The organism is Sulfitobacter noctilucicola, from assembly GCF_000622385.1.
Taxonomy (GTDB): domain Bacteria; phylum Pseudomonadota; class Alphaproteobacteria; order Rhodobacterales; family Rhodobacteraceae; genus Sulfitobacter; species Sulfitobacter noctilucicola.
On sequence record NZ_JASD01000006.1, the window covers coordinates 15,940 to 39,525 of the forward strand.

A 23,586-nucleotide genomic window follows, 5' to 3' on the forward strand; every position below is an offset into this window, starting at 1 on the left:
TCAAGTTTTGCAGGCCGAAAAACAAATAGAGATATACGATCAGCCGATCACGGTTGGCGATCAGTCACACTTGCCTGCGATGCATATTGCGCGCGAAACATACGCAATAGGGACGTATCTGCCGCAGCGCTCCAGGCGATCGCAATCGAAAGCTCGGCATCAAGCTCCTCAAGCGGCATAATCCGCAGTGCACGAGGCATCGCCGACTCTGCTGTGATCGGATGGAAGGTATATCCACGCCCGTCCGCGACGCGTTGCAGGATCACGTGAATATCCCATGCCTCGTCCTCGACGATCGGCGTGAAGCCCGATTGTTCAAATGCGTCATCCAACAGCGCGCGATACGCCCGCCAATTCTCGCGGACACCCATGATAAACGGTGCAGCGCGCAGCGCGTCCAACGTCATGTCAGCAGCGTCATGCGGCGCGACCAAGCCGATGGGCGAGGTCCAGACAACACGCTGCGAAATGCCCGGATCACGCACCGTGTCATGCGCCATCAAAAAACCCAAATCAATCGCACCAGTTTTGATGTTGCGCATCATGGTGTCGGTCGACATGACGTGCATTTCCACTTGAACGCCTGGATAAAGTGCCTGAAACGTTTCGAGCCCATCTGACAACTGAGTGGACGTGGCCAAGGCCGAATAGCCGATAATGATATGGCCCCTATCGCCCACCCCATTTCGCCGCGACGCGCGAATGGTGCGTTCAAACTGGGCCACGGTCTGACGCGCATCGTCTAGAAACCGCTTCCCGTTTTCACTGATCTCAACGGTTTTGGTGCCTCGAACAAAGATCTCAAACCCCATGTCTTCTTCGGTATCGCGCACGGTTTTCGAAATAGCTGGCTGGGCGATGTTGAGCATTTCAGCTGCGGCACGAAAGCCCCCCGCATCCGCAACAGCGAGCGCATAGCGCAAATGCCGGATCCCAAGGCTTGATGGTTTGTTCTGCATGAAATGCCCTCTCTGGCTGAGACTGATAACGAAATGCGATCAACCGATCAAGCAATGGTATTTGCCTGTAGCTGCTGGACAAGAAAAGAAAGGAGCCGGAGGCATGCGCATGCAATTTGCGTGGCATGAAGGGGGGAAAGATGGAAACGGCATTTCGACGCTTAACGCAAACGCTGATGTACATAGGCGGCGCGGGTCTGCTTTTTATGATGCTGCATGTGACGCTGGATGTCGTATTGAAGGTCGCGTTCAATGCCCCCATCCAGGGCACGGTCGAGATTTCATCCTATTACTACATGGTTGCTATCGTCATGCTTCCCATGGCGTTTGTCGAATTAGAGGATGACCAAATCAGCGTTGATTTGTTGTTCAACCTATTCCCGGCACCGGTTCAGAAAGTTTGTCTGCTGCTGACGCTGATGGCGACTGCCGCCGTTCTGGCCGTGATTGCATGGCGCACAGGGCAGGACGCCATCCGCGCGTTTCGCGTGGGCGAGGTGGTAATGGGCAGTCGAGAGATCATCGTCTGGCCCGCCCGTTGTATGCTGCCCCTTGGTTTCACGCTGGCTGCGATAGCCGCTTTGCTGCGCGCGATCATGGTCATTCAAGGAAAAACCGTGACGCGAAACACCACTGACGAGGCCGCGGGATGAGTGCACTTATGATTGGTTGGGCCGGTGTTGCCGCCCTGTTCGCGCTGCTTTCGATCCGCACGCCGATTGGTGTGGCACTGATGATTGTCTCAATTATTGGCATCACCGTTATGACAAATCTGACGGCGGCTTTTGGTATTATCAGCGCGTTGCCCTTCAGCTTTATCGGGGATTGGTCGCTGACGGCCATTCCGATGTTTCTTTTGATGGGCTTTATCGCGGCCAGTACCGGCCTGACGGCAGGCGCCTTTGATCTGTTGCGGATGCTGCTGGCGCGGGTGCCAGGTGGCTTGGCCTCGGCCAGTGTCGGGGCATGCGGTCTTTTCGCTGCTGCCTCGGGCTCGAGCATTGCCACGACTGCTGCCATGTCGCGTATCGCTGTGCCCGAAATGCTGCGGGCAAACTATCACCCTTCATTGGCGACAGGAGTGGTGGCCGCGTCCGGCACATTGGGCTCACTCATCCCCCCGTCCATCCTTATGGTGCTCTACGGGATTTTTACTGAGCAATCTATAGGCCAGCTTTTCATTGCAGGACTGATCCCAGGTGTTCTTTCCGCGCTGGTCTATATGGGCATGATCACGGTGCGCTGCACGCTGAAACCATCGCTCGCTCCGCCGGTAAAAAACCCCTTCGCATGGCCGAAATTCTGGACGCTTCTGCTATCCGTCTGGCCGTTCCCGGTGCTGATCTCTGGTGTGTTGGGTGGCATATTCGGTGGCTTTTTCACACCGACCGAAGCAGGCAGTGTCGGGGCGTTTTTGGCCCTGTCCATCGCCGCCTTCCGCCGCAGCCTGACCCGCCAAGCCCTGGGCACAGCCATCCGCCAAACAGTGATCGCCACGTCGTCGATCTTCTTTCTTTCGATCGGCGCCATCATGTTCACCCGTTTCATGGGCCTGTCGGGTGTGCCACGTGCGTTGGCTGATGGCATGCTGGCGGTGTCGGACAACCAGATCATCATCATCGTGATGATCGCGGTGCTGTTCGTCATCCTTGGCATGGTGATCGATTCAATCGGTCTGATGCTGCTGACCTTGCCCGTGCTGCTGCCGGTACTGGAAGCGGCGGATGTAAACCTGATCTGGTTCGGCATCATCACCATCAAACTGCTGGAGATCGGCCTGGTTACACCACCCGTGGGTCTGAACCTTTATGTCCTGCACGGCGCGCTGGCCGGGCGGGTAAAGCTTAAGGACATCATGTCCGGCACCACATGGTTCATCGCCATGGATCTATTGACCCTGATCCTGCTGATCGCCTTTCCCGCGATCAGCCTGTTCTTGCCGTCATTCATGAACAACTGACAAAATTTCAACTGGAGGAGACGACTATGAAAATATCCAACACCCTCAACGCGACGTTGCTTGGCCTGGCCATTGCAGCGCCTGCGGCGGCCGCCGAATATAACGCAAACCATTTTTTCGCCGAACGGCATTCAATGGTGCGCGGCCCCTATGTGGACTTTGCCAAACGTGTGGCCGACCGCACCAATGGCGAGGTGACGTTTCGCGTGTTTTCCGCAGGCTCCTTGCTGCCGCCAGCCTCGTCCTTGCAGGGGGTACGCGATGGTGTGGCGCAGGTCAGCTATCATGCCGGTACCTACACCCCGGCCGAACTGCCGATTGCCAACCTGATCGGCAACATGGCGTTCTACAATACCGATCCGATGGTCATGGCCTTTGCATCGACCGAATTCGGCCTGACAAATCCTGCCGCCCTCGCAGAATGGGCTGACAATGGCGTTGTGTTCGGCGGTGGCTATTCAACATCGCAGTATTTCATGATGTGCAACACAGACGTTGAGACCCTAGCGGATGTAAAAGGCAAGCGGATGCGCATGGCCGGTGGCGCTTGGTCCCGCTTTGCCGAATTTGTCGGTGCCGTTCCGGTTTCGATCCCGTCAAGCGAAATGTACACCGGGCTTGACACAGGCTCGCTGGATTGCGCGGTTGCGGCTGCGGATGCCCTCGACAGCTTTAGCCTCAAGGATGTCGTCACCTCGATGAATACTCTCGCCATCGGCAACTACTACGCAGGGTTTGAATGGGGCTATAACGCAGGGTTTTGGCAGGGGCTGACCGCCGAACAGCGCCGCGTTCTGTTCGATGAAATGGCTTATGAGCTGGCGCAGCACCGCGTCGCCTTTGACGCCGATGTTGCCACAGCCGTCGCTTCGGCCAAGGACGCCGGCATGACTGTTCTGGACCCTGACGCGGCCTTGCAGCAAGCGTTGGCTGATTTCGTTGTCGCCGACGAAACCGCGCTGATCGAAAACGCAACATCGCGCGGTGTGGAAAACCCAGATCAAGTTCTGACAGCTTTCAAAGGGATCATCGACCGCTGGGAAGCGCTGCTGAAAGATGTTGACCGTACCGACACGGAGGCACTCGCTGCATTGGCGCGCAGCGAAATCTATGACCGGCTTGATGCTGATACCTACGGCGTCAACTGATCACTAATTCAGGGGGGCCATCGGCCCCCCTTTTTAATTAACGGAAGGGAGAGACAGAACATGAAAACGAACTGGCGAATATTCGCTTTGGGTCTGGTGTTGGTATTTGTCGGATCTATTGCGGCTCACTTGGTGCAAACAACAAACGGTGTCACCATTAAAGATGTCCGCTTTATCGGTGCCAATGGCAATCTGCAAAGCGGGCTACTTTACGTGCCTGAAGGCGTCACGGCCCAAACAAAAGCGCCGGCCATTCTGGCGGTTCATGGCTATATCAACACCCGCGAGGTTCAATCCGGCTTTGCCATTGAATATTCGCGGCGCGGCTATGTGGTTCTGTCTATTGACCAAACGGGTCATGGCTACTCCGAGGGGGCCGCTTTTTCAGCCGGTTTCGGCGGGCCCGCAGCGCTGCAATATCTGCGCGGTCTCGATATTGTTGATGTTGATAACATCGGCATGGAAGGCCACTCAATGGGCGGCTGGACAGTATTGGCAGCGGCAGCCACCTATCCCGATGATTACAAATCTATCGTACTGGAAGGGTCCAGCGTCGGCGCGCCATTTGCAGCTGAAGGTACCGCAGACTGGCCACGCAACGTGTCGGTCGTGTTTTCTGCATACGACGAATTTTCAAGCCTCATGTGGGGCGTGGATAAGGCCGATGATGTAGAGCAAAGCCCAAAATTGATGGCGTTTTTCAGTTCTGAAACGCCTGTAGAAGAAGGCAAAATTTATGGCGACATAGCAGCAGGCAACGCGCGCATCCTGTGGCAACCACCTGTCACACACCCCGGTGATCACCTATCGCGAGCGGCTATTGGCCATTCGGTGGATTGGTTTGCGCAAACGCTGGACGGCGCGCGCCCGCTGCCTGCCGACAACCAAATCTGGTTTTACAAGGAATTTGCCACATTAATCGGCTTGGTAGGCTTCGTAGTGCTGATCATGGGCACGTTGAACGGGCTACTGTCCCTGCCCTGGTTGCGCGATCTGCAAGCCACACCCGTGGCTGCGGCGCATACCACGCGCGGTCCAAAGTGGTGGGGAATATTTTTGTTTAGCGCGCTGTTCCCGGTGGCGAACTATTATCCGCTCTTCACCCTTGCTGAGTCGTTGTTTCCCGCCTCGGCATTGCTCCCTCAGACCATCACGTCACAGGTTGCGTTTTGGGCCGTCATCAACGGTGCCGTCGCAGGGCTTGTCGGGCTCGTGATCCGCACGCAGCCGGTCGTCTTCCCGATCAACATCGCCCGGTCACTGGTGTTGGCGGGGGCTGCGGTATTTGTGGCCTACCTTTCGGCTGTAATTGTCGATTTCTTCCTAAAGGTTGATTTTCGCTTCTGGTTCGTTGGTGTCAAATTGCTGACCGCTGAACGATTTGCGACTGCGCTGGTCTATCTCGTGCCCTTTACGATCTACTTCGTTCTGGCAATGCGCGCTTTGCATGGGGGGCTGTCTGTTGCGGGGCAAAGCCTGCGCGCAACCTACACCTTGAATGCGCTGGCGCTGATGGGTGGGTTTCTGGTGTTCTTGATCATGCAATACGCCGCGTTGTTTTCCAACGGCATACTGCTGACACCATCCGAGCCACTGAACACCATCGTCATGTTTCAGTTTGTGCCACTGCTGCTGACCGCGGCGATTATCAGCACATTCCTCTATCAAAGAACTGCGAGCTATCTGCCAGGCGCCTTCGCAAACGCGCTGCTGGTCACATGGTTCGTGGTTGCTGGGCAAGCGACACAATACGCTGCTGGATAACGACTGGGGAGCCCGTCGCACAAGCTTTGCCGCGCGACGGGCTCAAATAATGTGCCTCAAGGCTATCGCCAGTATTTGTTCTCTGGCCAGTTCCGATGGCATGCCTCACTAGGTTCCTTGCACCATTCAGAGGCGCCTAGAAAAAGAGATTGAGATTCTTGGGAAAGACGCAGATCATTTTGACAATAATACGCAACTCTCTGCAACACCTGCAAGGAACTCGTTAATGGAATACTGGAATATTACTATCAAAGCGCCAACGGGAGAATTTGATGCGACACTGAAATTGGGGAATGACGGTGGTGTTCCGGTTGGAGAGATGGCTGGCAAAAATGGCAAAGGTCCAATGCAAGATTTGGAAATTAGCGCAGCAGCCATTGCGTGGTCCACAAAGATTGAGCTTCCGATGCCGATGAAGTTGAAGTTTTTGGGAGCGCGCGACGGCGACACCATGTCTGGGACGGTCAAATTCGGTCTATTTGCTTCCGGGACATTTAACGCGTCTAGAGCCTGAATCACCCGCTGCATTCGGTAATGCAGCCAATGTGTTGAGGCTAGATTGGGTCCTTAGTCGGTTCGACCAAATTTGCGCATCAGCCCTGCGAGAGAGGCCAGAGAGGCGATCAGACTGCCGTAACAGATCACAACGACTTTCAGCCCGAATACCGGCACCAAAAGTCCGGCAATTACCACTGGCAAGCCGAATGCCAAGTAACTGATACAGAATAGCGCAGCGAAAGTTTCTCCTCTGACATCCTCCGGTACCAGTGGAATAATCGAGCGGATGAAACCGTAAAAGCAGGTGCCGAAACCCGCCCCCACAACGGCGAGCGCAATAAGGTAGAGCACTAGATTTTCGTAATGAATGCCAAACAAAGTGGCAAAGGTTCCCATTGATAGCGCTGCGGCGCCAAACAACGTGACCTCACGAGCAGAGTAGTTGCGCGCAATGAAACAAGCCAGCGCACCAACCCCGGCCAGCAATGCGACCACGAAGCCCTGGACAATCACATTTTGAATACCAAAAACCTGTGAGATGATGAGTGCGCCAAGCGACAGATACAGCCCCCCTGTGGCCCAGCCCGCGAATAGCGTCGGAGCGCCACGCCAGAACGTGCCCCTGACTTCGATCGGGAGGCCAACGCGAGGCTTCAGCGCCTGCAACAAGCCTTCATGCCGTGGCGATGTTTCGGGCAAGCCCCATGTGGCCAGCGCCAACACCAGGCTGGCCATTGCAATCCCAGTGAATATATCAAATTTTGGCTCGGTAAGGTGCTCCATCGCGAAGCCGGATACCAAGGCCCCCAGGGCCAGCCCGACGAGGGGGATGACTGAATTACAGATCGCCGCGATGCCCTTGAATTCAGGGGGTTCAAAATCCGTAATCGCAGCCGACAGCGTAGACAAAAGAAGGCCGCATGCTACGCCCTGTACTACACGAGCCAACAACAACGCAGGCACAGAACCTGACAGCTCGAATCCGGCGGCGGAAACAGCGAGTAGCACGAACCCTATCGACAGAATAGGGCGCCGCCCGACATGATCCGAGATTGATCCGGCCACTAACAGTGTCGCAAGAAGGGCAATTGCGTAAATTGCGAATATCTCCGACACGACCAAAGACGAAAAACCAAGTTGCTGCTGCAGTAGCGGATAAAAGGGGGACGGCGCGCTCGCGCTCGCCATCATCAGAGCGCTTCCAGTAAGCACGATTGCGAAACCAGCGCGCTCTCTAGCCTTGGGTGACATCACAATCGTAGTCATTTTGGAATGCAGTCCTTCATAAGGGTTCGAAGTTTATCGAACCTTTCTCTAGTTTCTTCCTGCGGAAGGTTCAAGTATATTCGAACCATGAGTATCTTACCCGACACTGTCAGCCCCGATCTTGCGCACCCGCAGGAACAGGAGCTGCAACTGACGCAAGTCTTGTTCGCACTCAGCGATCCGGGCCGGTTGGACATCGTGCGTCAGCTCCGCGACGGCCCGGTCGAAATGGCAAACTGCAATTTAATGGATCCGGAAGTGGCGAAATCCACCAAGTCGCACCTGTTCAAAGTGTTGCGCGAAGCAGGTGTGATCCGGAATATCCCCAAGGGGCGGGGTCGCCTGCTTTCACTGCGAAGAGATGCGCTTGACCGTCGCTTTCCTGGTTTGCTGGAAGCAGTGCTGAACGCAAACTAAGGGCGTGCCGCATCGATTTGCGTATGCATTGCTTGTTTTTCTGGGCTGGATGTCAAAGCTGCTAACTGGTGTGCATGCTGGCTAGCGCCTTTCCCGCTCCGTTTCACAGCGCCGCTCACAGCCCTGTGATTAGAAAAAGCTACGCCACCCATAGACGACCGGTCTAATGAGACTATATCTGGGATCATGGAACAGAAAAACGACACCCGCTCACAGATATTGACCACAGGACGCCGCCTGACAGCCAAGCAGGGCTACACAGGTGTCGGCCTGAGTGCGCTCTTGAAAGAGGCCGGCGTTCCGAAGGGGTCGTTCTATCACTATTTCGCCTCCAAGGAAGCTTATGGCTGTGCGCTGTTGAATGATTTTATGACGGAGTATGGCACACGCCTGAACGCGTCGCTTGCGCATCCGGACATGGATTCACGGTCTCGGTTTCTGACCTATTTCGAAGAGTGGCGGAAAAAACAGATCAGCCCCAACCTCGAAGACCGGTGCTTGGTCGTCAAACTGTCCGCAGAGGTTGCTGACCTCTCGGAGAACATGAGCAATATCTTGCAGAAAAGTGTGTCCGAAATCGTCGCGCGCCTGACGGAGACCCTTGAACAGGGAACGAACGATGGCACGATCGCCGCGCTTGAAGACCCCCGCTCCACGGCAGAAATGATCTACCACATGTGGCTTGGAGCTAGCCTCGTCGCGAGCCTCTCGCACAGTGAAGCCCCGCTCAATTCCGCTATGAATGCCACAAAGGTGCTCGTTCCAGGACCATAACCCTAAAAATTTTGACACATCGATAGACGACCAGTCTATTCGCGAAAGGAAGCTCATGAAAATCTTCTACACAACCACTGCAACGGCAACCGGAGGACGCTCGGGCACCGCCGCGCTCAACGACGGCAGCTTTTCAGTCCAGATGGTCCGCCCGGACAGCCGCGAGGCGGGGGTGAACCCCGAGCAGTTGTTCGCGCTTGGCTATGCGGCCTGTTTTGATAGCGCGATGGAAATGACCGCAAAACAACTCAAACTGGATGCCAAAGTGGCATCAACGTCGGTTGAGGTGGGCATCGGCCAACGCCCCGAGGGCGGATACGGACTTGATCTCGACATTACCGCACATCTGCCGGGCATGACCCGCGAGGATGCTGAAAGACTTGTCGAAGCGACGCACCAGGTCTGCCCATACTCCAACGCCACACGCGGAAACGTTGACGTGCGCCTGCACATTGAAACTGAAGGAAACTGAGCCCATGAACAATTTTGACTTTCGCAATCCGACACATATCCTGTTTGGAAAGGGTCGTATCGCGGACCTGAAGGATCAGGTTCCGGCTGACGCAAAGGTGCTGATCCTTTATGGTGGAGGCAGCGCGGAGAAAACAGGCGTCCTTGGTCAGGTGCGTGCGGCACTTGCGGGCCGGACCTTGGTCGAATTTGGCGGTATTGAGCCCAATCCGCGCTTTGCCACTGCGCTGAAGGCTGTCGACGTGATTGGCCAAGAAGGGATCACCTTCCTGTTGGCTGTCGGCGGTGGCTCCGTTATTGACGCCACCAAATTTATCGCGGCGGCGGCCAAATATGATGGCGACGCCTGGGACATCCTGACATCTCGCGGGTCGGTCATCACGCAAGCGCTGCCCTTTGGCACCGTGTTGACCTTGCCCGCCACCGGTTCGGAGATGAACTCTGGCGCTGTGATCACCAATCCCGAGAAGGGCGCTAAGCTTCCGTTTGGTAGCCCACATTGCTACCCGGTTTTCTCGGTGCTGGACCCCGAGGTCACTTACACGCTGCCGCCCCGTCAAATCGCGAACGGCGTGGCCGACGCGTTTGTTCACATCATCGAACAATATCTGACCTATCCATCCGCCGCGCGCGTTCAGGACGGTTTTGCCGAAACCCTGCTACGCACCCTGATCGAGCTTGGGCCCAAAGCCCTTGAGACGCCGGAGGACTATGACGTTCGCGCCAACCTGATGTGGACGGCAACACTGGCACTGAATGGCCTGATCGGCGCAGGTGTCCCGCAGGACTGGGCAAGCCATATGATCGGACATGAGATTACTGCGCTCAATGACACCGACCACGCCCGCACACTGGCTGTCGTGTTGCCGTCACTGATGAGCGACCAACGTGGCCCCAAACGCGAGAAACTGCTGCAATATGCTGCTAATGTTTGGGACATCCGTGAGGGATCTGATGATGCGCGGATTGATGCCGTGATCAAGGCAACACGCAGGTTCTTTGAACAGATGGGTATCAAAACCCGACTCGGCGATTACGCAATTGCTGCACCTGAAATTGATCTTATCGTCGCCGCCTTGAAGGATCACGGCATGACCGCCCTTGGCGAACAAAATGCCATCACCCCCGAAGATGCCCGCCGCATTCTTGAAACAGCCTTGTAGGAGATGATGACCATGGCACAGACTGAAACAGTAAACCGCCAGCTTGTGTTGGCGGAACGCCCCAAAGGCGAACCGACCAAGGACACGCTTCGCTTGGTCGAAGGGGACGTCCCCTCCCCCGGTGCTGGGCAGATGCTTCTGCGCACCGAATATCTGTCGCTGGACCCTTATATGCGGGGGCGCATGAGCGATGCGCCATCTTACGCCGCGCCAGTGGAAATTGATGGCGTGATGGAGGGCGGCACAGTGGCTCAGGTCGTCACCTCAAAGGTTGATGGCTTTGCGCCGGGCGACTGGGTGCTCAGCTTCAATGGCTGGCAGGATTATGCGCTGTCGGATGGCACGCGGACCACCAATCTGGGCACCTCGCCTGCACACCCGTCTTGGGCGCTCGGTATCATGGGTATGCCCGGATTTACCGCTTGGGCGGGTCTGACGCAAATTGGCGCGCCAAAGCCGGGCGAAACCATCGCCGTGGCGGCCGCAACCGGCCCGGTCGGGGCCACTGTGGGCCAGATCGGCAAGATCCTTGGCTGCCGCGTGGTCGGCATCGCGGGCGGGCCAGAAAAATGCGCCCATGCGGTCAATGAGTTGGGTTTTGACGCCTGTATCGATCACAAGGCAGATGACTTTGCCGAACAGCTTGCAAAGGCCTGTCCCGATGGCATTGATGTCTATTTCGAAAATGTCGGCGGCAAGGTCCTCGACGGGGTCATCCCGCTGTTGAATCCAAACTCACGGGTGCCGGTCTGCGGATTGATCTCTCAGTATAATGCGACTGACTTGCCCAAAGGACCGGACCGGATGAATTGGCTTATGGGTCAAATCCTGCGCAAGAAGATCAAGGTGCAGGGCTTCATCATCTTTGACGACTTCGGCCACCTCTACCCGGATTTTGCCAAAGACATGGGGGCGTGGATCGAAAGCGGCCAAATCAAGTACCGCGAAGAGATCATCGACGGTTTGGAAAATGCGCTCGAAGCCTTCATTGGCCTGCTGAATGGCGAAAACTTTGGCAAGCGCGTGATCCGCGTCGGCCAGAAAAAATAGGAAAATAACATGAAAATTCTGATGGTACTGACATCCCACGACACACTCGGGGACACAGGCAAGAAAACTGGCTTCTGGCTGGAGGAGTTTGCGGCCCCCTATTACGTCTTCAAGGACGCCGGAGCAGATATTATGCTGGCCTCGCCCAAAGGGGGACAGCCGCCGATTGATCCGTCCAGCGACAACGCTGACGCACAGACCAACGACACCCGTCGGTTCAAAGACGATCCAGAGACGCAAAAGCATCTTGCGACGACGCTGAAGCTTTCGGATGTAACCGAAGACGGGTTCGACGCCATCTTCTATCCGGGCGGCCACGGCCCTTTGTGGGATCTGGCCGAAAGCGCGGACAGCAAACGCCTGATCGAGGCCTTCGCCGCCGCCGATTTGCCTGTAGGCGCAGTTTGCCACGCCCCAGCCGTGTTCCGCCACACCCAAGGTGCGGACGGCAAACCGCTGGTGTCTGGTCGCCGGGTGACGGGTTTTACCAACACCGAAGAAGAGGCCGTCGGCCTTACCGATGTTGTGCCGTTCTTGGTGGAAGACATGCTGAAGGCCAATGGTGGCCAGTATGAAAAAGGGGCGGATTGGGCCAGTTTCGTGCTGCGTGACGGAAAACTGGTCACCGGCCAGAACCCCGCCTCATCCGCCGCCGCCGCGCAAGATATCCTCGGGCTGCTGAAGTAGGAGAAAAACGATGGTCGACCTGATCCTGCACCACTATGAAGCCTCTCCCTATTCCGAAAAAATCAGAACTTTGATGGGCTTCAAGGGGCTGTCATGGTCATCGGTCATCGTGCCTCCTATTGCGCCAAAGGCTGATCTGCTGGCCTTGACGGGTGGCTACAGGCGGGCCCCAGTGCTTCAGATCGGGGCGGATATCTACTGTGATTCCGCCCTGATCGCCGCCGAGCTTGACCAGCGGTTTCCGGCGCGCGCCCTTGCCCCGAACACTGTGGGCACAGCAACCCCGTTGCTCGACAATTGGGCGGACCGCATTTTGTTCTGGCAAGTGGTTCGTTACAGCATGGGTCTGCGCGCTGATGCCGTTCCCCCAGCCCTGATCCATGACCGCGAGGCGTTTTGGGATCACAAGATTGATCTGGACGGCCTGAAAGCGGATGTCGGCTATCATCGCGGCCAAATTACAACAGGGCTTGGTTGGCTTGAGAACCTGCTGGGCGGTGCCGATTTCTTTGCCGGGGACACGCCCGCGCTGACTGATCTGGCACTCTATCATGTGGTTTGGTTTTTTGCCAAAGCTGACACAGCCGCCAGCGGCAGCGGTCTATCGCTGTTCCCGGCATTGTCGGCATGGATGGCGCGCATTGCGGAGTTCGGTCACGGCACACGAACCGAATTGGCGCCTGCTGAAGCGATCAACATCGCGCTTTCGGCGCCCCCCGCCCCCCTTCCAGAAACGGGAGCTGCACATCCCGCGATAGGCGCGCCGGTACAGGTTCTGGTCGATGAATTTGGCACGGAAGTCATCGACGGTACGCTGGCCCATATCGACGACACCCGCATCATTCTGCATCGGGACACGCCACAGGTGGGAACGGTTGCCGTGCATTTCCCGCGACACGGCTATCCGCTTCGTACAACTCTAATCCAAGGGAAAGACACATGAAAATACTAAGTCTATGTAGTCGATTTAACGCCATACTGGTGACCGCTGCGGCCTTGCTTGTCGCATCATTCGTTGCTCTCCCAATCCAGGCCGAAATCTCAGCCCAAGCCAATAATGAGATTGAGGCCACCTCGGAGATGTTTGGCTGCATTTATGATTTCCCCAAAGTGCGCAACACCTTCCTGTTCCATTCCGACCCGGAAAAGCTCAAGGAAGCCATCCGTATTTTTACCGACCGCGTGCCTGATATCGAATACCCGGTCGGCACGGTGATGCAGCTTGTCCCGTTTGAAGCGATGATCAAACACTCGAGCGCAGACTACCCGGACAGCAATGGCTGGGAATTTCTTGCCCTCGACGTGACGGCGGAGAGCACGACGATTACCAGCCGGGGCGACCACGCGGTCAACTTTGAGGGGCGTGAGTGCCTGAGCTGTCACGCCGCTGGCTTTGAGTACGATTTTGTTTGCGAGAAAGAGCACGGCTGCGAGCCACTGTCTATCGACGACGAAGAGATTGCTGCTTTTCAGGCCGCTGATCCTCGTTGCACACAACCCTAATTCAAGGAGAAAACACATGAAAACGCGTAATCTGGGTGGCGGACTGGGATCCGTATCAGCCATTGGGCTTGGCTGCATGGGCATGTCCGAATTCTACGGCCCGACCAACCGCGATCAATCCTATGAAACGCTGGACCGTGCGCTTGAATTGGGTGTCACGTTCTACGATACCGCCGATACCTACGGTATCGGCGCGAATGAAACCTTGTTGTCGGATTTCGTCCGGCAAAACCGGGACAACGTCACGCTGGCGACCAAGTTCGCAATCATCCGATCCGACGATCCGGCCGTACGACACATCGACAGCAGCCCGGCCTACATGAAACAGGCGGTCGAGGCGTCGCTGAAACGTCTGGGGATTGATCAGATCGACCTCTATTACGCGCATCGCCTTGATGGGGTGACCCCGATCGAGGACACGGTCGGAGCGATGGCCGATCTTATCAAAGAAGGTAAGATCAGGGGGATCGGGTTAAGCGAAATCTCCGCACAAACTTTGCGTCGGGCAAATGCGGTGCACCCGGTTGCTGCGGTTCAGACAGAGTATTCGCTGTGGTCGCGAGACCCAGAGGCAGAGATGCTGGCCACGTGCGCCGAATTGGGTACGGCTTTTGTACCCTACAGCCCGCTTGGGCGCGGCTTTCTGACCGGCAAGGTCACCACACTAAGCGACCTGGCTGATGATGATTTCCGGCACACCCAGCCGCGCTTTGCCGATGGAAATCTGGATCAGAATCTGAACTTGCTGGAGCAATACCGTGCCATCGCCGACAGCGCCGGATGCTCGCCTGCGCAACTGGCGCTCGCATGGGTCTTGGCCCAAGGCGATCATATTGTTCCGATCCCGGGCACCAAGCGGCGCACCTATCTTGAAGACAATATTGGGGCCGCCGATGTCACACTAACCGAGGACATTCTCACCCGCCTCGACACCTTGTTCTCACGCGGCGCTGCCGCTGGCGGCCGTTACACGGAACAAGGGATGCAGATGACCAATCTGTAGATCGGAAACCCTGCATTGCAAGTTCGATCGGCAGCGCAGCGCCTTTAACCTAAGCCCTGCGCCGCCGCCACAAATTCGCCCCCAAAACGACCGGATCAGGCGTTGGCCACATCCGACACGCCCAAAGCAACCGGCCCACCCCTTTGTCCCAAATTCACTCTCCTGCCAGCCAGGAGACGAGGAGTTATTATGTCAACCATCCCTGAAACTGATCTCTTTTCCCCCGTCGTTGTCGGACCTTATACGCTGTCAAACCGCATCGTAATGGCCCCCCTAACCCGCGCGCGGTCCCCCGAAAACATCGCCACCCCAATGATGCAGGAATATTACGCCCAACGCGCATCGGCAGGCCTGATCATCAGTGAAGGCGTGAACATTTCGCCGCAGGCCACAGGGTACGCCTTTACTCCCGGGATCTGGACCGACGAGCAAATCGAAAGCTGGTGCCCCGTCACGGCCGGTGTCCATGACAAGGGTGGCCGCATCTTTGCTCAGCTGTGGCATGTCGGCAGGGTGTCCCACCCGGATGTGCAGGCCGGTGGGATATTGCCTGTCGCTCCCTCCGCTGTTCGCCCTGAAGTGGATGCGTTCACTCCGGATGGAAAGAAACCAGCACTCACACCGCGGGCGCTGGCCCTGGAGGAGTTGCCGGGGATTGTCGCAGATTACGCGCAAGCGACGCACAACGCTCTTGCCGCAGGGTTTGATGGCGTCGAGATTCACGCCGCGAACGGATACTTACTCGATCAGTTCATGCGTGACGGGGCCAACCAGCGTACCGATGCCTATGGTGGGTCGGTCGAGAACCGCATTCGGCTGACACTTGAGGTCACGAAAGCTGTCGCGGCCATCTGCGATGATGGCCGCACAGGTCTTCGGATATCCCCAATCAGCACTGCCAATGGCCTTACGGACAGCAATCCTGCACCCGTGTTCACCGCACTTGTCGATCAGTTGAATGATATTGATCTGGCTTATCTCCACGTTGTGGAAGGTGTGACGGGCGGAGCACGAGCCGTCGAGGGTGGATTTGATCTGAATATCTTGCGGCAGCGTTTCAACGGGAACTACATCGCCAACAATGGCTATGACAGAGACCTTGCAATTGCGGCGCGCCGCAGTGACGCCGCCGATCTAATCGCCTTTGGTCGTCCCTATATTGCCAACCCGGACCTGGTGGCCCGGCTACAGCAGAACGCACCCCTCAACGCACTTGACGGCGCGACCGCATATGGCGGCGGGGCCGAGGGATACATCGATTACCCTGTTCTCCCACATGAGTGATCGCAGGAACTATAGCGCGACAATCTGGGTGAGACGCTGGCGACAAACAGGATGAGATTCTATGTCGCGGCATCGGAGACGATATCACCGTGATTGTCGCTGGCAAGAATTTCTTCTGCAGCTGTTTATCGCTCCGCGTCAATCAGCGGTGTATTTTTGATTGTCGCGTAAGCGGCAGGCCTTCCTCTCTTCCGTTTCGCCTCCATCGCCGTCCGCCGTCTGTAGCTTTCCACGTTCATCTCGAAGATGGTCGCACGGCGGATGTCCTTTACGACCTTCTCGCCGTGGCTCTGCTTGGTTCCGGGTTTCTGTCTCATCTCCACTCCTTGGTGGTTACGATGTGCCAGAAACCCTCTCTTATCAATTCAGCCTAAACTGTCCGTAAGCGTTGCCCCCGCCTCACCCAGGATCAGCTTGACGGCTCGAAGTTCCAAGGAAGGAGTTCGTCGATCCGGCTGGCGGGATGGCCGGCAGCGATGGCTTCAAGGGTGGCTTTGAGGTAAGCGAAGGGCTCGACGTCGTTAACCTTCGCGGTGGCGATGAGTGAAGCGATGCGGCCCCAGGCTCGGCCGCCTTCGTCATGACCGGCGAAGAGCGCGTTCTTTCTCGTCAGGGCGATAGGGCGGATCAGATTCTCGACGGCATTGGAGTCGATCTCGACGCGGCCGTCATGCAGGAAGGTCTGCAGCCCGTCCCATTGGCGATGGATGTAGATCAGCTTCTCGCCGAGGCGTGACTTGGCCGAGATGCGCAGGCGCTGGCTTTGCAGCCATTCTCCAAACCCGGCGATCAGCGGCGCAGTGCGGGCCTGCCGTGCCGACAGCCGCTGTCCGGGGCCCATGCCGCGGATCTCGGTTTCGATACGGTAGAACTCAGCGATGCGGCGCAGGCCTTCAGCGGCGATCTCCGAGCCGTCTCGGTCGAACACTTCCTTGAGCTTCCTGCGGGCATGGGCCCAACAATGCGCCACGCGAATTGGATCGCCGCCCTTGCGGGAGGGACGCGTCAACCGGTTGTAGCCACTATAGCCGTCGAGCTGCAGGATGCCGTCGAAGCCCTGCAGGATTTTCTCTGCATTTTCCCCGGCGCGGCCCGGGGCATAGGTGAAGACCACGCCGGGCGGGTCCTCGCCGCCCCATCTCCGGTCATCGCGGGCCAACGCCCAGAGATACCCGGTCTTGGTCCGGCCTCGTCCCGGATCCAGCACCGGGGCGGTGGTCTCGTCCATGAAGAGTTTGGTCGATGTCTTCAGGTACTCGGCCAGCCTGTCGACCACCGGGCCAAGGTGGAAGGCGGCGGTGCCAACCCAATCGGCGAGCGTGCTGCTGTCGCGTAGCCCTTAATTATGAGATGAGAAATCCAACGAAATCAACGGCTGTCCTTTGCCCCTAAATATGAGATTTTGCCTTTAATTCCGATATTCTTGCCCTTAAACCTGAGACAGGGTTCACAGACATGTGCGGCAAATATCGATGGATGATGATGGCGAAGCCTCCGTTGCAGTTGGTGCTGAAGAGTCGCGCAGGGCCGCCGTGCTACGTCCGCTTGTTCAGGCATATCTCAATGGGGCTGGCAGTCTGGAAAGCGGCATCAATGACGCCGTTTGGGAGCTTGGTGTCAGCAGGGCGACGGTCTGGCGTTGGATAAAGCGGCTGGCGGAAGAGGGTGGGCGCACCAGCGCACTGGCTCCGCGGAAACGGGGTCGTCCGGCCGGTACAACTTTGATATCCGGCAAAGTTGAATCGGTGATCGAAGAGCATCTTCGCCGATATTTCTTGCGCCGGGAGCGTTCGAGCCTCTCGCGCGTCGTGACTGAGATCCGCAGCGCGTGCTGGCAGCAGGGCTTGCAACCGCCGACACGGCGGACGGTTCAGCGTCGTCTGGATGCAATGGATGCCCGCGAAGTTGCAAAGGCACGAGAGGGGGCAAAGGCCGCCCGCCAAAAATTTGCGGCCTTCACAGGCGAGAACAAGGCCAGTCAGCCACTGGAGGTCGTGCAAATCGACCATACACCTGCCGACATCATTCTTGTTGACAGTTTTGAGCGCCAACCAATTGGCCGACCGTGGGTCACGCTGGCGATCGACGTCGCAACGCGGATGGTGACCGGATATTACACCTCTCTCGAGGCACCTTCGCGTCTGTCGGTGGCGCTTTGCCTGACACAGGCTGTGGCCCCCAAGGCGGAACTTCTGGCGGAATTGGTGTGCAATGTTCCTTGGCCCGCGCAGGGTAAACCACATAGCATCCACGTCGATAACGGGCGCGATTTCCGGTCGCATGCCTTTCGGTCGGCATGTGCGGAATGGGGGATCGATCTGGTCTATCGGCCGCCAGGCAGTCCTCATTTCGGAGGGCACATCGAACGATTGATCGGCACGATGATGGGGGCCGTGCACCTGTTGCCTGGAACAACGCAATCCTCGGTCGTGGCCAAGGGCGACTATGACGCCGAGGGCATGGCCACGATGACCTTAAGCGACTTCGATCGCTGGTTTGCTCTGGAAATCTGCCGCTACAACAACAGCATTCATTCAAGTCTTGGCTGCACGCCCGTTGCCAAATGGGAGGCGCTCTCAGAGCAAATGATGGGCGATATCCCCTTCGAGATTGAAGCCTTTCGGGTGAGCTTTCTGCCAAGTGAACTGCGCAAGGTCAGGCGTGACGGCATCCATCTGTTCCAGATACGGTACTGGTCCGATGCGCTTGCAGGCCACATCGGGCGCGGGGATGGAAAGGTGGTCGTCCGCTACGACCCTCGCGACCTCTCGGTGATCTGGGTCGAACTGGATAATGACCGATACGTCGAAGCTCGGTACCGAAACCTGGAAATTCCGCCTGTGTCGCTCTGGGAATATCGCGAAGCCATGAGGAATGCCCGTGCCGTTGGCAAGTCCGGATCCAATGAGCTGGTCCTGGCTGAGCTGATCCGACAGCAACGCCAAATCGAGTCTGAAAGCCTGAGCCTGACGAGGGCCGAACGCCGATCCCGTGAAAGAAAAGGGACATTGGAGGGCGCCAACTCGGCCATCTCGACAACCGAAGGGCTGCGCGCGATCGATACGGGTGATACATCGCGCCCATTGTTCAAGGTGGAGAGATGGTGAATTGAGGGCAGGGACAACTGAAGAAGACGGCCGGATCGTCCTCATTCAATCGGATATCTGGATCGGCTTTCCACGGGCGGAACAGGTGTTGGACCGCTTGCAGGTCATGATCGAAGCGCCACGACAAACCCGTATGCCTGGGCTTCTTGTGCATGGTGCCTCCGGGATCGGCAAGACGATGATCGCCCGAAACCTGTCGCGCAAATACGCACCGGAATATGACCCAGCATCGGGAATTACGCGAACGCCGCTGTTGCTGCTACAAGCGCCGCCAGCTCCCGACGAACGGCGGTTCTATCTGCACATCCTTGCGACCGTCGGGGCACCGGCCACGGCACTGAGCGCGCGCGCTCAAAATGTGGCCTCCCTCGAAGTCCGTGTCGTCGCGCTTTTGCGCGACCTTGGCCTGCGGATGATCATGATCGACGAGGTCCACAACCTCTTGGCCGGGACCCACCGCGAACAGCGCCGCTTTCTCAATGTTCTGCGGTATCTCAGCAATGAACTCGAAGTGTCACTGGTCTGCTTGGGGGTCAGCGAGGCCGTCGATGCCATCCGTGGTGATATCCAGCTTGCCAGGCGGCTGGACGAACATCACCTGCCAAACTGGCGCGACGACGCCGAGTTCTCGGACATGATCCAGACACTCATCGCGGCAATGCCCCTCGAGAAGAAATCCAATCTGAAGGTCAAGTCACTAAAGCAGATACTTGCGCTGACCGGCGGGGTGACCTCGCGCATCTTCGCCCTGATCAAGGATCTTTCCATCTACGCCATTGTCACAGGTAATGAATGCATCACCGATGACGCAATCGCAAAATGGACGCCGGTTTGGTCGCGCCATGCGAACGCCAATCGGCGGCTCGAGAAGTCCGGGGTGTGAAGCCGCACCCGCTGCCGAAGACTGTCGCGCCGATCCCAGACGAGTTGTTATCAAGTTGGTTGTCTCGGCTGGCTGCGGCCAACTACTGCGATGACGCGGAACTGCTGGCTCATCTGAAAATCGATATCGCGCATGGCACCGCCTTGGACTTCAGCGTCGACGCGGTTGCGGTGGAGAAGATTGCCAACGCCGCACGGGTCGACCCAGATGTTGTGCGATCTTTGACCTTTCCGGCAATGACGCCACGAGAAGCCTCGCTGACGGCTCAGATGCCATTCCAGCATTGCCTGCAATGCTCCAGAGAGGGTCTTTTGCTCAGGCATTGGAGGCGGGCTTGGGCATTTGACTGTCAGGTTTGCCGGACGAGACTTGTGCAGACTCTTGGCCAACCCGGAGAGGAACAAATATCCGAAAAACTGATATACCGAGCGCGCTGCGGGGCAGGGATGCTGGAACACGCCGCGCGATCACGTGGCCCCAAGCAACTTCGGCGCGCAATGCGCGCAGTCACCTTTGCCATGTCGCTTAAGACCTTCCGCGGGGATCCGTCGTTCGCTCTACAGAACCCCAGATCGGAAGTTAGGCTGTTCTGCCTCGCCGCAATCGCTGCCGCGCGATCTCGTCCCTTGGCTAAAGCAGCCATCGTCAGCTCCGGCATCGACGACTATGCAAGGGTTGCTCTCTTGCGCGCCTTCGATAAGGAGCCACGTCTGCTTGCCGCGGTTGATCACATCGCGCAAAGGCGCGCGAGAAGCGCAGGCCCCATGACAGCCGAATCTCGCAATTAAGGGCAAAAATTGTCGCCTAACGCGTCGCGTCTCAGATTTAAGGGCAACGCGACACTTGGGCTGCGCGCGATTGGAAAAGGTTGGTCGGCGGGCACGCGCCCGCACTGAGTAAAAGGCGCAGGCATGGCCCGGAAAACCGCTTGGGTCACGCACAATCAGCGTTATTTGGTTATATAGATCCCCAAAGCCCCAGCTACCTTGACGATTGCGATGACCCCCTTGCCGCACCCGAGGAGGAGACGTCAGATTAGGTTTTGTGGTTTCTGCAAGCCCGCCCGAAGCGGAGCCGGATTATCTGCCGCCCCGTCCGAAGGGGCGACCATGGCAGACTGGACGCGGGCAGAAGCAAGTTGTGCGGCACATCTGGCTCGCGTGGCTGGGTAGTTCGGGGTCTTGGACGACCGGATGCGGGGGGAGCTGGCGGCACCGGCTTGCTTTGGTGGAGGCTACGGACCTGAACTGGTGTGTCGGTGACCTGAGTGAGGCCGCTGTCACCCCCGGTCGGATCGCCGCTGAGGATGGAAGAGGAGCCGTATTTGCACCGCTCGCTATGGGAGGGGCAGGGGGACGCCCGATACAGAGCGCGGTGCGCCATCTCGATGGCATCAAAACTTGGGAGGAGCGGGCCGAAGCTACGATGGCCCCGCTTTCTGGCCGCCCTCCAGCTGCCCTTGGTAGGGTATTCACTGAATGGCCTAGATGATCAGAAACGCAAAGGCTGACGTCGCCAATCGTTTGCCGGCTTAACGTCGATGGTATTGGCCTCCAGTCAATGGCTGTGTCTTTCTTGCATCCAACCGATATTTCCCTGAAGCTTGCAGACGGATTGGGATTCGCTTGGTGAGGATCAAGAGCGTCCTCAATAGTAAAATGGGACTCGTCGTGAAGTGGTTCTGTCGGCGTGAGAGTATTAAAAATGAGGCGCTTAAGCGAGTTTTGCGTAGAGAGATCATGATTTTTCGGCAATGCGACTTGGTGGAAACACCTTGGAAAAACGGTGGCGGGATCACACGCAATATCGCCAAAGAACAGGATAAAACGGGCACTTTGTGGCGGCTGAGCATGGCGGATGTGGATGGCGACGGGGCTTTTTCCATCTTTCCGGGCCTGACGCGTATCCTGACGGTCATTCAGGGCGATGGCATGGTGCTGCATGGGCCGGATGGCGATCTGCAGGCGGGTTATGCGCAGCCCGTGCGGTTCGACGGAGGGGCACCCGTCACGGCCACGCTGACCCAAGGCCCGATCCGTGATTTCAACCTGATGTTCGACACCGCGCGGTGCGAAGGCGATGCGCAGACCCTGCGCGATGCTGGCACGTATAAGGTCGGGCAAGCCGGGCAGACCTGTGTGCTGCATGTGATCGCGGGCACCGCGTCGGTGGAAGGCAAGGCTTTGGACGTGGGCGACACGGCGATCCGCACCGACGCGCCGTTGCGTTTCGATCTGGCGCAGGATGCGGTCGCACTGACCATCACCCTGCGCCCTAAAGACTAAAGCGAGGCGAGCAGGTCCGCGACCGCACTGCGATACCGCGCGACCACCGCGTCGCGCGCGATGTGCCGCCCGCCAGTCACATTGTGCCGCCCGGCAGACCACAGGTCAGTGATGACGGTGTCTTTCGCCGCGAAACACAGACCGTCAAGGATCTGGTCAGGTGTCAGGGCGCACAATGTGGGGTCAGTGCTGTCGATGGCGACCAAATCTGCCAGACGCCCCGGCGCAATCTCGCCCGCGTTGCGGCCCAAAGCCTGCGCGCCGCCGCGGGCCGCACCTGTGTAAAGCGTTGCCCCGACCGAGCCTTCGCCGACTACCATCACGTTGCGTGCCACGTCGCGCAGACGTTGGGAATATTCCAGCGTGCGCAGTTCTTCAGTCAGCGAGATATTGACGTTGCTGTCCGACCCGACGCCGAACGCGCCGCCAGCCTCAAGGAAGGTGGGGCCGTTGAAGGGGCCATCGCCAAGGTTCGCTTCTGTAATGGGGCACAGGCCCGCGACCGCGCCGGAGGCTGCCATCGCGCGGGTCTCGCCCTCGGTCATGTGGGTGGCGTGGATCAGGCACCAGCCCGCGTCGACGGGGGCATTGGCCAAAAGCCACTCGACAGGACATGCGCCCAGCCAATTCTGGATGTCCTCGACTTCCTTGGGCTGTTCCGAAATGTGGATATGCACCGGCCCGCCCTGATGATCCGCCAGCGCACGGGCCAGATCGTCGGGGGATGTGGCGCGCAACGAATGCGGCGCGATGCCCACGCGGGCGTCATCGGGCAGGGCGGAAAGCCCCGCACGCGCCCTTTGCACCAGATCGGCAAAGCGGTCGACATCATTGCCAAAGCGCATCTGCCCTTCGGCCAGCGCCACCTTGCCCGCCCCGCCATAGGTATACAGCACCGGCAGATGGGTCAGCCCGATGCCGGTCTCGCCCGCCGCCGCCATCACCCGCAGCGACAATTCGGCCAGCGCATCATAGGGCGCGCCGCCGCGCTGGTGGTGGACATAGTGAAACTCGCCCACGCTGGCATACCCGGCCTCCTGCATTTCGACGAAAACAAGCGCGGCGATGGCCTCGATCTGCTCCGGGGTCAGGCGGTCCATGAAGCGATACATCAGCTTGCGCCATGTCCAGAAACTGTCGCGCCCGGCCTTGCGCAGCTCGGTCATGCCCGCCATCGCGCGCTGGAACGTGTGCGAGTGCAGGTTGCCCAAGGCGGGCAGCAGCGTATCAACGCGCACGTCCCCCGTCTGGGCAGCCGTATTGGGCGCGATCTGATCAATGCGGCCATCTTTAAGGGTGATGCGAACATCCTGCGCCCAACCGGACGCGAGCAAGGCCTGACGGGCGTGGATCATGGTCTTTAT

The 23,586-nt window shown here is 58.0% G+C and carries 23 protein-coding genes and 2 pseudogenes; 20 read left to right on the forward strand and 5 right to left on the reverse strand.

Annotation, left to right across the window (positions count from 1 at the left end; translation table 11 throughout):
* Nucleotides 1–47: 47 nt before the first annotated feature.
* Nucleotides 48–959, reverse strand: coding sequence for a LysR family transcriptional regulator (locus Z946_RS0102350; RefSeq protein WP_025054141.1), 912 nt, complete (start codon nucleotides 957–959; stop codon nucleotides 48–50).
* 140 nt (nucleotides 960–1,099) lie between these two features.
* Here Z946_RS0102350 and Z946_RS0102355 point away from each other — a divergent pair, with 140 nt between their 5' ends.
* From Z946_RS0102355 to Z946_RS0102375, 5 genes are all read left to right on the forward strand, one after another.
* Entirely contained in the window at nucleotides 1,100–1,612 is a 513-nt protein-coding gene (locus Z946_RS0102355) for a TRAP transporter small permease subunit (RefSeq protein ID WP_160170260.1), read from the forward strand.
* Nucleotides 1,609–2,919, forward strand: coding sequence for a TRAP transporter large permease (locus Z946_RS0102360; protein ID WP_025054143.1), 1,311 nt, complete (start codon nucleotides 1,609–1,611; stop codon nucleotides 2,917–2,919). The genes Z946_RS0102355 and Z946_RS0102360 overlap by 4 nt, the downstream gene beginning before the upstream one ends.
* 26 nt (nucleotides 2,920–2,945) lie before the next feature.
* Nucleotides 2,946–4,067, forward strand: a complete 1,122-nt coding sequence (locus tag Z946_RS0102365) for a C4-dicarboxylate TRAP transporter substrate-binding protein (protein ID WP_025054144.1) — start codon at nucleotides 2,946–2,948, stop codon at nucleotides 4,065–4,067.
* Nucleotides 4,068–4,127: 60 nt separating this feature from the next.
* Nucleotides 4,128–5,831, forward strand: coding sequence for an alpha/beta hydrolase family protein (locus tag Z946_RS0102370; RefSeq protein WP_025054145.1), 1,704 nt, complete (start codon nucleotides 4,128–4,130; stop codon nucleotides 5,829–5,831).
* A 226-nt stretch (nucleotides 5,832–6,057) separates the two neighbouring features.
* Nucleotides 6,058–6,345, forward strand: a complete 288-nt coding sequence (locus Z946_RS0102375; protein WP_025054146.1) for a hypothetical protein — start codon at nucleotides 6,058–6,060, stop codon at nucleotides 6,343–6,345.
* A gap of 53 nt (nucleotides 6,346–6,398) precedes the next feature.
* On the opposite strand, the gene Z946_RS0102380 is transcribed toward Z946_RS0102375, so the two are convergent.
* Nucleotides 6,399–7,580: an MFS transporter gene (locus Z946_RS0102380; protein ID WP_241461296.1), complete on the reverse strand. Its 1,182-nt coding sequence runs from the start codon at nucleotides 7,578–7,580 to the stop codon at nucleotides 6,399–6,401.
* A gap of 102 nt (nucleotides 7,581–7,682) precedes the next feature.
* Between Z946_RS0102380 and Z946_RS0102385 the strand changes: the two genes are divergently transcribed.
* The 10 genes from Z946_RS0102385 (at nucleotide 7,683) to Z946_RS0102430 (ending at nucleotide 15,947) form a co-directional block, all read left to right on the forward strand.
* Nucleotides 7,683–8,012: an ArsR/SmtB family transcription factor gene (locus Z946_RS0102385; RefSeq protein WP_025054148.1), complete on the forward strand. Its 330-nt coding sequence runs from the start codon at nucleotides 7,683–7,685 to the stop codon at nucleotides 8,010–8,012.
* Nucleotides 8,013–8,198: 186 nt separating this feature from the next.
* Nucleotides 8,199–8,786 carry a TetR/AcrR family transcriptional regulator gene (locus Z946_RS0102390; protein ID WP_025054149.1) on the forward strand — a complete coding sequence of 196 codons (588 nt, stop codon included), beginning with the start codon at nucleotides 8,199–8,201 and terminating at the stop codon, nucleotides 8,784–8,786.
* 55 nt (nucleotides 8,787–8,841) lie between these two features.
* On the forward strand, nucleotides 8,842–9,258 hold the full coding sequence (locus Z946_RS0102395) for an organic hydroperoxide resistance protein (RefSeq protein WP_025054150.1): 417 nt from the start codon (nucleotides 8,842–8,844) through the stop codon (nucleotides 9,256–9,258).
* Between the two features lie 4 nt (nucleotides 9,259–9,262).
* Nucleotides 9,263–10,420, forward strand: a complete 1,158-nt coding sequence (locus Z946_RS0102400; RefSeq protein WP_025054151.1) for an iron-containing alcohol dehydrogenase — start codon at nucleotides 9,263–9,265, stop codon at nucleotides 10,418–10,420.
* A gap of 12 nt (nucleotides 10,421–10,432) precedes the next feature.
* Complete coding sequence (locus tag Z946_RS0102405; protein ID WP_025054152.1) at nucleotides 10,433–11,470, forward strand: NADP-dependent oxidoreductase; 1,038 nt, start codon at nucleotides 10,433–10,435, stop codon at nucleotides 11,468–11,470.
* Between the two features lie 9 nt (nucleotides 11,471–11,479).
* The gene (locus tag Z946_RS0102410) at nucleotides 11,480–12,157 is read left to right on the forward strand and encodes a type 1 glutamine amidotransferase domain-containing protein (protein WP_025054153.1); all 678 of its coding nucleotides are present in this window, start codon (nucleotides 11,480–11,482) and stop codon (nucleotides 12,155–12,157) included.
* Between the two features lie 10 nt (nucleotides 12,158–12,167).
* Entirely contained in the window at nucleotides 12,168–13,100 is a 933-nt protein-coding gene (locus Z946_RS0102415) for a glutathione S-transferase family protein (protein ID WP_025054154.1), read from the forward strand.
* Complete coding sequence (locus tag Z946_RS20950; RefSeq protein ID WP_025054155.1) at nucleotides 13,097–13,660, forward strand: hypothetical protein; 564 nt, start codon at nucleotides 13,097–13,099, stop codon at nucleotides 13,658–13,660. The genes Z946_RS0102415 and Z946_RS20950 overlap by 4 nt, the downstream gene beginning before the upstream one ends.
* Nucleotides 13,661–13,676: 16 nt before the next feature.
* Nucleotides 13,677–14,663 (forward strand): aldo/keto reductase, encoded by a 987-nt coding sequence (locus Z946_RS0102425; RefSeq protein WP_025054156.1) that lies wholly within the window; start codon nucleotides 13,677–13,679, stop codon nucleotides 14,661–14,663.
* Between the two features lie 189 nt (nucleotides 14,664–14,852).
* The gene (locus Z946_RS0102430; RefSeq protein ID WP_025054157.1) at nucleotides 14,853–15,947 is read left to right on the forward strand and encodes an alkene reductase; all 1,095 of its coding nucleotides are present in this window, start codon (nucleotides 14,853–14,855) and stop codon (nucleotides 15,945–15,947) included.
* 125 nt (nucleotides 15,948–16,072) lie between these two features.
* Here Z946_RS0102430 and Z946_RS21300 read toward each other — a convergent pair whose 3' ends face one another.
* Nucleotides 16,073–16,264 carry a hypothetical protein gene (locus Z946_RS21300; RefSeq protein WP_025054158.1) on the reverse strand — a complete coding sequence of 64 codons (192 nt, stop codon included), beginning with the start codon at nucleotides 16,262–16,264 and terminating at the stop codon, nucleotides 16,073–16,075.
* 92 nt (nucleotides 16,265–16,356) lie between these two features.
* A pseudogene (tnpC, locus tag Z946_RS0102440) lies at nucleotides 16,357–17,277 on the reverse strand (IS66 family transposase); the annotation flags it as partial.
* Nucleotides 17,278–17,419: 142 nt separating this feature from the next.
* Here tnpC and Z946_RS20340 point away from each other — a divergent pair.
* The 5 genes and pseudogenes from Z946_RS20340 to Z946_RS20960 all read left to right on the forward strand — a co-directional run bounded on the left by Z946_RS20340 (nucleotide 17,420) and on the right by Z946_RS20960 (nucleotide 22,222).
* Nucleotides 17,420–19,054: a Mu transposase C-terminal domain-containing protein gene (locus tag Z946_RS20340; RefSeq protein WP_025054160.1), complete on the forward strand. Its 1,635-nt coding sequence runs from the start codon at nucleotides 17,420–17,422 to the stop codon at nucleotides 19,052–19,054.
* On the forward strand, nucleotides 19,014–19,937 hold the full coding sequence (locus Z946_RS0102450; RefSeq protein ID WP_277618948.1) for a TniB family NTP-binding protein: 924 nt from the start codon (nucleotides 19,014–19,016) through the stop codon (nucleotides 19,935–19,937). Before Z946_RS20340 ends, Z946_RS0102450 begins: the two co-directional genes overlap by 41 nt.
* The gene (locus Z946_RS0102455; RefSeq protein ID WP_025054162.1) at nucleotides 19,934–20,725 is read left to right on the forward strand and encodes a TniQ family protein; all 792 of its coding nucleotides are present in this window, start codon (nucleotides 19,934–19,936) and stop codon (nucleotides 20,723–20,725) included. Before Z946_RS0102450 ends, Z946_RS0102455 begins: the two co-directional genes overlap by 4 nt.
* A gap of 254 nt (nucleotides 20,726–20,979) precedes the next feature.
* Nucleotides 20,980–21,422 (forward strand): annotated as a pseudogene (locus Z946_RS21750) (hypothetical protein); the annotation flags it as partial.
* Nucleotides 21,423–21,676: 254 nt separating this feature from the next.
* A complete protein-coding gene (locus Z946_RS20960; RefSeq protein WP_025054163.1) occupies nucleotides 21,677–22,222 on the forward strand; it encodes a HutD/Ves family protein in 546 nt (181 codons plus the stop codon).
* Here Z946_RS20960 and Z946_RS0102465 read toward each other — a convergent pair.
* Complete coding sequence (locus Z946_RS0102465; RefSeq protein ID WP_037969023.1) at nucleotides 22,219–23,577, reverse strand: formimidoylglutamate deiminase; 1,359 nt, start codon at nucleotides 23,575–23,577, stop codon at nucleotides 22,219–22,221. The genes Z946_RS20960 and Z946_RS0102465 overlap by 4 nt on opposite strands.
* Between the last annotated feature and the right edge of the window lie 9 nt (nucleotides 23,578–23,586).

What these genes read in the sequence shown, in the direction of transcription:
- Z946_RS0102350 (WP_025054141.1), bottom strand. Translation starts at nt 959, where the DNA reads ATGCAGAACAAACCATCAAGCCTTGGGATCCGGCATTTGCGCTATGCG.
- Z946_RS0102355 (WP_160170260.1), top strand. Translation starts at nt 1,100, where the DNA reads ATGGAAACGGCATTTCGACGCTTAACGCAAACGCTGATGTACATAGGC.
- Z946_RS0102360 (WP_025054143.1), top strand. Translation starts at nt 1,609, where the DNA reads ATGAGTGCACTTATGATTGGTTGGGCCGGTGTTGCCGCCCTGTTCGCG.
- Z946_RS0102365 (WP_025054144.1), top strand. Translation starts at nt 2,946, where the DNA reads ATGAAAATATCCAACACCCTCAACGCGACGTTGCTTGGCCTGGCCATT.
- Z946_RS0102370 (WP_025054145.1), top strand. Translation starts at nt 4,128, where the DNA reads ATGAAAACGAACTGGCGAATATTCGCTTTGGGTCTGGTGTTGGTATTT.
- Z946_RS0102375 (WP_025054146.1), top strand. Translation starts at nt 6,058, where the DNA reads ATGGAATACTGGAATATTACTATCAAAGCGCCAACGGGAGAATTTGAT.
- Z946_RS0102380 (WP_241461296.1), bottom strand. Translation starts at nt 7,580, where the DNA reads ATGTCACCCAAGGCTAGAGAGCGCGCTGGTTTCGCAATCGTGCTTACT.
- Z946_RS0102385 (WP_025054148.1), top strand. Translation starts at nt 7,683, where the DNA reads ATGAGTATCTTACCCGACACTGTCAGCCCCGATCTTGCGCACCCGCAG.
- Z946_RS0102390 (WP_025054149.1), top strand. Translation starts at nt 8,199, where the DNA reads ATGGAACAGAAAAACGACACCCGCTCACAGATATTGACCACAGGACGC.
- Z946_RS0102395 (WP_025054150.1), top strand. Translation starts at nt 8,842, where the DNA reads ATGAAAATCTTCTACACAACCACTGCAACGGCAACCGGAGGACGCTCG.
- Z946_RS0102400 (WP_025054151.1), top strand. Translation starts at nt 9,263, where the DNA reads ATGAACAATTTTGACTTTCGCAATCCGACACATATCCTGTTTGGAAAG.
- Z946_RS0102405 (WP_025054152.1), top strand. Translation starts at nt 10,433, where the DNA reads ATGGCACAGACTGAAACAGTAAACCGCCAGCTTGTGTTGGCGGAACGC.
- Z946_RS0102410 (WP_025054153.1), top strand. Translation starts at nt 11,480, where the DNA reads ATGAAAATTCTGATGGTACTGACATCCCACGACACACTCGGGGACACA.
- Z946_RS0102415 (WP_025054154.1), top strand. Translation starts at nt 12,168, where the DNA reads ATGGTCGACCTGATCCTGCACCACTATGAAGCCTCTCCCTATTCCGAA.
- Z946_RS20950 (WP_025054155.1), top strand. Translation starts at nt 13,097, where the DNA reads ATGAAAATACTAAGTCTATGTAGTCGATTTAACGCCATACTGGTGACC.
- Z946_RS0102425 (WP_025054156.1), top strand. Translation starts at nt 13,677, where the DNA reads ATGAAAACGCGTAATCTGGGTGGCGGACTGGGATCCGTATCAGCCATT.
- Z946_RS0102430 (WP_025054157.1), top strand. Translation starts at nt 14,853, where the DNA reads ATGTCAACCATCCCTGAAACTGATCTCTTTTCCCCCGTCGTTGTCGGA.
- Z946_RS21300 (WP_025054158.1), bottom strand. Translation starts at nt 16,264, where the DNA reads ATGAGACAGAAACCCGGAACCAAGCAGAGCCACGGCGAGAAGGTCGTA.
- Z946_RS20340 (WP_025054160.1), top strand. Translation starts at nt 17,420, where the DNA reads ATGGATGATGATGGCGAAGCCTCCGTTGCAGTTGGTGCTGAAGAGTCG.
- Z946_RS20960 (WP_025054163.1), top strand. Translation starts at nt 21,677, where the DNA reads ATGATTTTTCGGCAATGCGACTTGGTGGAAACACCTTGGAAAAACGGT.
- Z946_RS0102465 (WP_037969023.1), bottom strand. Translation starts at nt 23,577, where the DNA reads ATGATCCACGCCCGTCAGGCCTTGCTCGCGTCCGGTTGGGCGCAGGAT.